The sequence below is a fragment of the Parolsenella sp. genome, from assembly GCF_982402205.1.
Genome location: NZ_CEVYAT010000082.1, coordinates 1 through 7,047, shown reverse-complemented (window position 1 = coordinate 7,047; position 7,047 = coordinate 1). Strand labels below are relative to the sequence as shown.

Genomic DNA, 7,047 nt, shown 5'->3' with positions numbered 1-7,047 from the left:
CGCCTGAGGAGCTGCACCGCCGTCTGCAGCGCGAGCCTCGCGCCGTTCGAGACGAACACCTGGGACGAGACGTTGGGAATCACGCGGTCCCAGAAGAGCTCGACCGGCTCGCGGTAGACCGCCGCGAACACGGCACGCGAGAAGCCGCCGTGTGTCACGACGACCGTCTTGCCACGCAGGGTCGCGACGTAGTCGACAAAGCCGCGGGCGCGCTCGATGAGGGCCTCGAAGGTCTCGGCGCGCGGGGCCGCGACCGAGTGACCGTCGACGATGTCCCAGGGAAACGCGAGGCCCATGTCGGCGAGGCGGTCCTTTACGATGCCCTCCGCCTCACCAAAGTCGATCTCGATGACGCGCTCGTCCTCGATGGGCTCGATGCCCAACTCACGGGCGGCGGCGTCTGCGATGGCGTGGCAGCGGGCAAGCGGCGAGGTGATGATGCGATCGGGCCGCCAGGCAACGAGGGCCGCGGCGGCGCGGCAGGCCTGCTCGCGGCCGTGCTCGGACAGGCCGACGTCGATGCGCCCCGAGAGACGCCCCGTGTTGTTGAACTCCGTCTGCGGGTGTCGCATGAACAGCACACGTCCAAACTCCGCCATCTAGCGCTCTCCCCTCGTCGCCTCGAGCAGGCGTGCCCGCTCGCCGTCCGTGAGCATACGCCACTGGCCGGGCTCGATGCCAGTGAGGCGCAGCGGCCCAAAGGTGTCACGGTGCAGGCGCACGACCTCATGGCCGACGGCCTCGAGCATACGCTTCACCTGGTGCTTTCTGCCCTCGTGGATCGTGAGGCCCACGACCGAGGTGCCCTTGGGCGCGTCGGCAAAGATGGCGGCGCGGGGATCTCCCATCCGCATGGCTTCGACGCGCGCCGGGGCGCAGGGGCCGTCATCGAGTTCGATGCCGTCCTCGAGCGCCTTGGCCTCGGCGTGGGTGAGACAGCCGTGCACGAGCGCGAGGTAGTGCTTCTTCTTTTCGAACGAGGGGTGGAGCAGCGCTTGGGCCGCCTCGCCGTCGGTCGTGAAGAGCAGAAGGCCGGTCGTGTCGCGGTCGAGCCTGCCCACGGGGAAGAGTCCGGGGTAGCGGTCGCTGGGAACGAGGCTCGCCACGCAGCGGCGGCCGCCGGGGTCGCGCATCGTAGTGACGTAGCCCGCGGGCTTGTAGAGCATAAGGTAGACCGAGCCGTCGGCCAGGCGCACCTCGCGGCCGTCGACCGTCACCACGTCGACGAGCGGGTCGACCTTGCTGCCGAGCTCGGTCGTGACCGCGCCGTTCACGCGGACGCGCCCGGCGGTCATGAGGTTCTCGGAGCCGCGGCGGCTCGCGACGCCGGCGCGGGCGAGGAACTTCTGCAGCCGCATGGGGACGATTCGCTCCCCCTGCGCGGCCTGCTCGCTATTCGTCATCGCTCTCCTCCACTCCGTCGGCGCCTATGAGCTCGCGCTCCTCGTCAAAGTCTGCCGCGGCCTCCTCGAGGGTCGACTCGATCGAGCGGCCCGAGAGGCGTTCGCGGATGAACTTGCGCGATTCCTCGTCGGGGGCAAACTGCTCCAGGTCGGGCAGCTCGCGCAGCGACTTGAGGCCAAAGCGCTCAAGGAAGGCCTGCGTGGTTGCGTAGCGGATGGCCTGGGCGCGCTGAGGGTCGCGGCCGGCCTCGCGCACGAGCCCCTTGTCGACGAGCGAGGAGATGACGCCGTCGGAGTTGACGCCGCGGATGGCCTTGACGCCCTCGCGCGTGACCGGTTGGTGGTAGGCGATCACGGCGAGCGTTTCGAGGGCCGCCTGCGACAGGCGCCTCGTGTCCCAGCTCATGACGAGCGTCTCGACCTGGTCGTGGTAGGCGGGGTGGGTAAACAGCCTCCAGCCGCCCGCCACCTCGCGCAGCTGAAAGCCGCGGTTTGCGTCGGCGTACTCGGCGGCGAGGTCGGCGAGCTGAGCGGAGACCTCGCCGGGGGCGGCTCCCAAGACCTTCGCGAGGTCGGTGGCGCTCACTGGGTCGCTCGACGCCAGGAGCATCGCCTCGAGCGCGCCCCTCATATCCTGCGAATCGAGCTTGTCGAGCTCTCTCATCAGTACTCTCCCTCCAGCTCGGCCAGCGTGGTCGCGTCGACCTCGTAGGCCGGCGCCCCCTCGATGCGGTCGATGTCGATGTCGGCGAAGTTCTCGTCCTGCGTGAGCCTCACGCTGCCCAGCTTGTAAAGCTGCAGAATCGCGAGGAAGGTCACGACCACCTGCTCGGGCGTCGAGTCGCCGTCGAGCAGCTCCGAGAACGTGAGGTGGGGCTTCGCGCGAGTCACGCGGTCTACGCTCGCCACGGTGAGTGCCACGGGCAGGCGCTTTGGCGCGATGTGCTCGGCCTCGAGCAGGAATCCCTCGCGCCGGCTGTCGAGGTCGGCGCAGATGACGGCAAGCCCTCGCAGCGTGATGCCCTCGAGGTAGTCGGGCATGGTGTTGAGAAACTCCGGGCCGGGGCCGGCCGTCCTGGGGTGCATGCGCGCCTGGGCCTCCATGCGGGCCCCCAGCGCTGCTGCGGCGTTCCTGAACTGCTTGTAGGCGATGAGCCGGGCGATGAGCACCTCGCGCGCCTCGTCGGGCGAGAGGTCGGAGAACTCGTCGTCCTCGTCATCGTCTGCGGCCGCGGGCACGTCCTGGGGCACGAGCGAGGCCGCCTTGATGTCGAGCAGCGTCGAGGCCACGAGGACAAAGTCGCTCGCGACGTCGAGGTCGAGCTCGCCCATGCGCTCCACCTCGGCGAGGTACTGGTCTGCGACCTCGGAGATGGAGATGGCGCCGATGTCGACGCGCTGGCGGCTCACGAGCTGCAGGAGCAGGTCGAACGGTCCCGAGTAGGCCTGGGTCTGTACGCGATAGCTCACCCGATCACATCCCCAGCAGAAGGTTGTAGAGGTTACCCACACAGGCGTTGAGGTAGACGCCCAGCGGGTCAAATCCCAGGCGCGGCAAGATGTAGAGGACGAAGATGAGGATGGGCATGGCGTAGCGCTGAACCTGATAGTAGCGCTCGAGGGCCTCGCCCTTGAGGAAGTAGCACACGACCTTGGAGCCGTCGAGCGGCGGCAGCGGGATGAGGTTGAAGAAAGCGAGCATGAGGTTTACCCACACGTAGCTCGAGAAGACCGTGAGCAAAAGCTCAATGGCACTCATGCCCAGCACCAACGGGCCGGAGAAGTAGAGCTGCGGGTTTGCCTCGACGAGCGCCCACAGGCCGTTGAAGGCCGCGGCACCCACGAGTGCCTGCAGAAGGTTCGAGGCAGGCCCGGCAAGCGCCACGAGCACCTCGTCGCGCCTGCGATTCTTGAGGCGGTAGGGGTTGTAGGGCACCGGCTTTGCGTAGCTGAACACGAAGCCGCCCATGATGCCCATGACGATGGGCAGCACGATCGAGCCAAAGGGGTCGAGGTGCCTGGCGGGGTTGAGCGTTAGTCGACCCGCTTCCTTGGCCGTGTCGTCGCCGCACAGGTGCGCCACGTAGCCGTGCGCGACCTCGTGGACGATGGCCGAGAAGACGAGCAGAACGACCGATAGGGCGGTCAGGGCGATGTGTTCGAGCGACAGCAATGGCGCCTCCCTCTTGCAGCTAGCGCATGCGGCTTGGGTTGCAGGCGCGTCCAACACACCAGTCTATGAGATAAAGGGCAGCGGCGCACAGCACAAAGTCGCCGCGAAACGCCGTGCCGAGCGGCGTTGCCACCACGAGAAGGCCTGCGAGGGCGTCCGGCTCGAGCGAGGTAACGGCGAGCGCCAGGTCGATCTGCGCGCCTCGGAGCTGGGGCAGCGGCACGAGCATGAAGACCGCGAGGCCAAGAAGGACGCACGCGCACACCCTGAGGGCCAAGGAGACCCTCTCGGCCATGCGGCTAGGCATTCTGGGCCTCCTCGAGCTTGGTCGAGAGCTCCAGCCACTCCTCCTCGAGCGCGGGGATTATCTTCTTGAGCGCGTTGTACTCGGCAAGGCACTCGTCAAAGCGCTTCTGATCGGCGTAGAGCTCCTCTGAGGCCATGAGCTCCATCAGCTCGTCATAGCGCTTGTGGGCGGGCTCGAGGGCGTCCTCGACCTCCTTGAGGCGCTTCTTGGTGGAGCGCAGCGACTTGGAGAGGGCATTTCTCGCCTCGGCCTCGGCGCGGCGCTGCTCCTTGGTCTTGACGTTGCGGCCGGTCTGCGCGGGCGCAGCCGCTGTCTGGGTCTTCGCGGGCTGGGCGGCCTTGGCGGAGCCGGCCTGCTCGCCCACCTGGGCGGCAGCCTCGAGCTCGGCGCGCTTGAAAAGGTAGTAGTCGTAGTCGCCGTCATAGATCGTGACCTGCCCGTCGCGCACGTCGACGACCTTGTTCGCCACCGCGCGCACGAGGTGCTCGTCGTGGCTGATGAGCAGGATGGTGCCCTTGAAGTCCACAAGCGCCTTCTCGAGGACGTCGACCGAGTCGATGTCGAGGTGGTTCGTGGGCTCGTCGAGGCACAGGAGCGGGTCGGGGGCCACGAGCATCTTGGCGAGGGCCAGACGTGCCCGTTCGCCTCCCGACAGCACGCCCACGCGCTTCTCGACGTCGTCGCCCGAGAAGAGAAAGGCGCCGAGTAGGCGGCGCTCCTCGGAGCTCGTCCAGCCGGGAGCCGCCTCGTCCATCTCGGCCATGACCGTGTTGGACTCGATGAGGGTCTCGAGCTGGTGCTGGGCGTAGTAGGCGCTCGTGACGTTCTGGCCCATCTCGACCGTGCCCGCGTCGGGCTTCTCGAAGCCGAGGGCGAGCTTCATGAGGGTTGACTTGCCGGCGCCGTTGGGGCCCACGAGGGCCACGTGGTCACCGCGATAGAAGGTGGCGTTTGCGTCGGCGTAGACGAGGTTGTCGCCAAAGGCCTTGCGGATGTGCTCGAGCGAGACCACCTTGTCGCCCGTGCGCGGGGGCTCGGGGAAGCTGAAGCTCACCTTGCGCGAGCTCTCGGGAAGCACCACGAGCTCGCTCTTGATTTGCTCGATGCGCTTCATGCGCTCCTGGGCCTGGGCGGCCTTGGTGGGCTTGTAGCGGAACTTGTCTACGAAGACCTGCATGTGGGCGATCTCGCGCTCCTGGGCGGCGCGCTTGGCGCGGAGCTGCTCGAGGTTGTCCTCGCGCTGGCGCAGGTAGGCGGAGTAGTTGCCCGTGTAGGTGGTGAGGCGGCGGTTCTCAAGGGCCGCGACGTGGCTCACGCAGGCGTCCATGAAGGCGCGGTCGTGGCTCACGAGCAGCACGGCCCCGTCGTAGCCAGAGAGGAACTGCTCGAGCCACTTAACGCTCTCGAGGTCAAGGTGGTTCGTGGGCTCGTCGAGCAGCAGCAGGTCGGGGTGGCGCAGGAGGAGCTTGGAGAGGGCTATGCGCATCTGCCAGCCGCCCGAGAAGTCCTCCGCGGGTTTGTCGAGGTCGTCGACGGGGAATCCGAGGCCACACAGGATGGCGCGGGCGCGGCTCTCGAGCTCGTAGCCGCCCAGGCGCTCGAAGCGGTCCTGGGCGTGGCCGTACTCCTCGAGAAGCGCGTCGAGGCCGTCGCCCTCGCCGGCGTTGGCGATGGCAGCCTCGAGCTCGGAGATGCGCTCTCCCAGATGGCGGATCTCGGTGGCGGAGGCCATGACCTCCTCGAGGGCGGTGGCATGGCCGGCGAGCTTGGCCTCCTGCTCGAGGTAACCAACCGAGGTGCCCTTCTGGAAGCTCACCGTTCCCTCGTCGGGGGTCTCGACGCCCATGATAATCTTGAGCAGCGTGGTCTTGCCCGCGCCGTTGGGGCCCACGAGGGCCCAGCGCTGGCCGGCGTTGAGCTGCAGCGTGGCGCCCTCGTAAAGGGTGCGGCCGCCGAATGATTTGGATACCTTGTCGGCAAGAAGAATCAAGGGAGCTCCCGTTTAGATCGAGAAGGGCGTGGCGTGGCTAGTCCTGGCAGAGGTGGATGGCGAATCCCGCGATCTGGTCGTTGAAATAGACGAGCTTGGTGGAACCATCGGGGTTGAGGGCGCGAGAGGACTCGTTGATGGTGAAGCCACGGCCCTCGAACCACTCTTCCGCGGCGAAGATGTCGTTGACGCCAAAGCCGATGTGACCCTTCTCTCCCCTGCCGCAGCCGCTCATGACCTCGACGAGCGTGTCGGCGAAGACGGAGACGGGCGTGGGGTTGGGCTCGAGGCCCATGAGGGTCTGGAAGAGCCCGGCGATCTGAGAGGCCTCCTCGGCGTTCGCGGCGTTGATGCCCACGTGGGCAACGTGCAGGCCAAAGGCCTCAACGGGGTTGGTGATGGTGTCGCTCATGACGCCCTCCTGGTTATCTTGTTGGTACTTCCGTGCCGTCGTGCGATACAAAAAAGGCCGGGACAAATGCCCCGGCCTCCTCGATTATGGTGGAGATAAGGGGGTTCGAACCCCTGACCTCGTGACTGCCAGTCACGCGCTCTCCCAACTGAGCTATATCCCCGAAGTGGTGGGCGATGCTGGATTCGAACCAGCGACCCCATCCGTGTGAAGGATGTGCTCTACCCCTGAGCCAATCGCCCACTTCGAGCTGCCGTCGTGCGCAGCAATGATTAAGATAGCATGGCGATTTAGAGGCCGTCAAGAACATTTTTGAGAAATATTTATTCTGACACCCAAGGCATGACTTGGTTTTGATGTCGACGTCCAGGACATGGCATGATTCTGGTTCCGACGTCCAGAACATGGCTTGGCAAACAAAAAAGCGACGACCGAAGTCGCCGCTCCTAAGATGTGGTGGAGATAAGGGGATTCGAACCCCTGACCTCGTGACTGCCAGTCACGCGCTCTCCCAACTGAGCTATATCCCCGAATTGATGCGAAGAGAATATTACCAAAGACGCGCGCCCCGTCAACCGAGAAAGTTGAGAAATCCTAACTAGGCGATGACCGTGGACAGCTTGCGCGCGTTGACGAAGCCGCCAAGGCACAGCGCGAGGTCGACGACAGCGCAGAACACCTCACCTGAGGTTGGCATGATGTCGTTGAGCATGAGCACGGCGAACAGGGCGCAGGCGGCCCCGCTCACGATGACGCCAAGCT

The 7,047-nt window shown here is 66.1% G+C and carries 8 protein-coding genes and 3 tRNA genes; all 11 read right to left on the bottom strand.

The genetic code is table 11. The features are described from left to right. Positions 1-599 (bottom strand): histidine phosphatase family protein (locus tag AC1VTH_RS05470; RefSeq protein WP_481335135.1); only part of this gene is annotated, 599 nt, incomplete at its 3' end. Beyond that, a complete protein-coding gene (locus AC1VTH_RS05465; RefSeq protein ID WP_481335134.1) occupies positions 600-1,403 on the bottom strand; it encodes a pseudouridine synthase in 804 nt (267 codons plus the stop codon). It abuts the gene before it with no gap. After that, positions 1,393-2,067, bottom strand: coding sequence for an SMC-Scp complex subunit ScpB (gene scpB / locus AC1VTH_RS05460; RefSeq protein WP_481335132.1), 675 nt, complete (start codon positions 2,065-2,067; stop codon positions 1,393-1,395). Before scpB ends, AC1VTH_RS05465 begins: the two co-directional genes overlap by 11 nt. Next, a complete protein-coding gene (locus tag AC1VTH_RS05455) occupies positions 2,067-2,873 on the bottom strand; it encodes a segregation and condensation protein A (protein WP_481335131.1) in 807 nt (268 codons plus the stop codon). The genes scpB and AC1VTH_RS05455 overlap by 1 nt, the downstream gene beginning before the upstream one ends. Before the next feature lie 4 nt (positions 2,874-2,877). Next, positions 2,878-3,576, bottom strand: a complete 699-nt coding sequence (locus tag AC1VTH_RS05450) for a site-2 protease family protein (RefSeq protein WP_481335130.1) — start codon at positions 3,574-3,576, stop codon at positions 2,878-2,880. 19 nt (positions 3,577-3,595) lie between these two features. Further along, the gene (locus AC1VTH_RS05445; protein WP_481335129.1) at positions 3,596-3,883 is read right to left on the bottom strand and encodes a hypothetical protein; all 288 of its coding nucleotides are present in this window, start codon (positions 3,881-3,883) and stop codon (positions 3,596-3,598) included. Continuing rightward, positions 3,876-5,873, bottom strand: a complete 1,998-nt coding sequence (locus AC1VTH_RS05440) for an ABC-F family ATP-binding cassette domain-containing protein (RefSeq protein WP_481335128.1) — start codon at positions 5,871-5,873, stop codon at positions 3,876-3,878. The genes AC1VTH_RS05445 and AC1VTH_RS05440 overlap by 8 nt, the downstream gene beginning before the upstream one ends. Before the next feature lie 37 nt (positions 5,874-5,910). Continuing rightward, a complete protein-coding gene (locus AC1VTH_RS05435) occupies positions 5,911-6,285 on the bottom strand; it encodes a VOC family protein (RefSeq protein ID WP_481335127.1) in 375 nt (124 codons plus the stop codon). Positions 6,286-6,372: 87 nt separating this feature from the next. Next, positions 6,373-6,448, bottom strand: a tRNA-Ala gene (locus AC1VTH_RS05430). 4 nt (positions 6,449-6,452) lie between these two features. Next, positions 6,453-6,527: transfer RNA gene (locus tag AC1VTH_RS05425), tRNA-Val, on the bottom strand. A gap of 212 nt (positions 6,528-6,739) precedes the next feature. After that, positions 6,740-6,815 (bottom strand) — tRNA-Ala (locus AC1VTH_RS05420). Positions 6,816-7,047 lie beyond the last annotated feature (232 nt).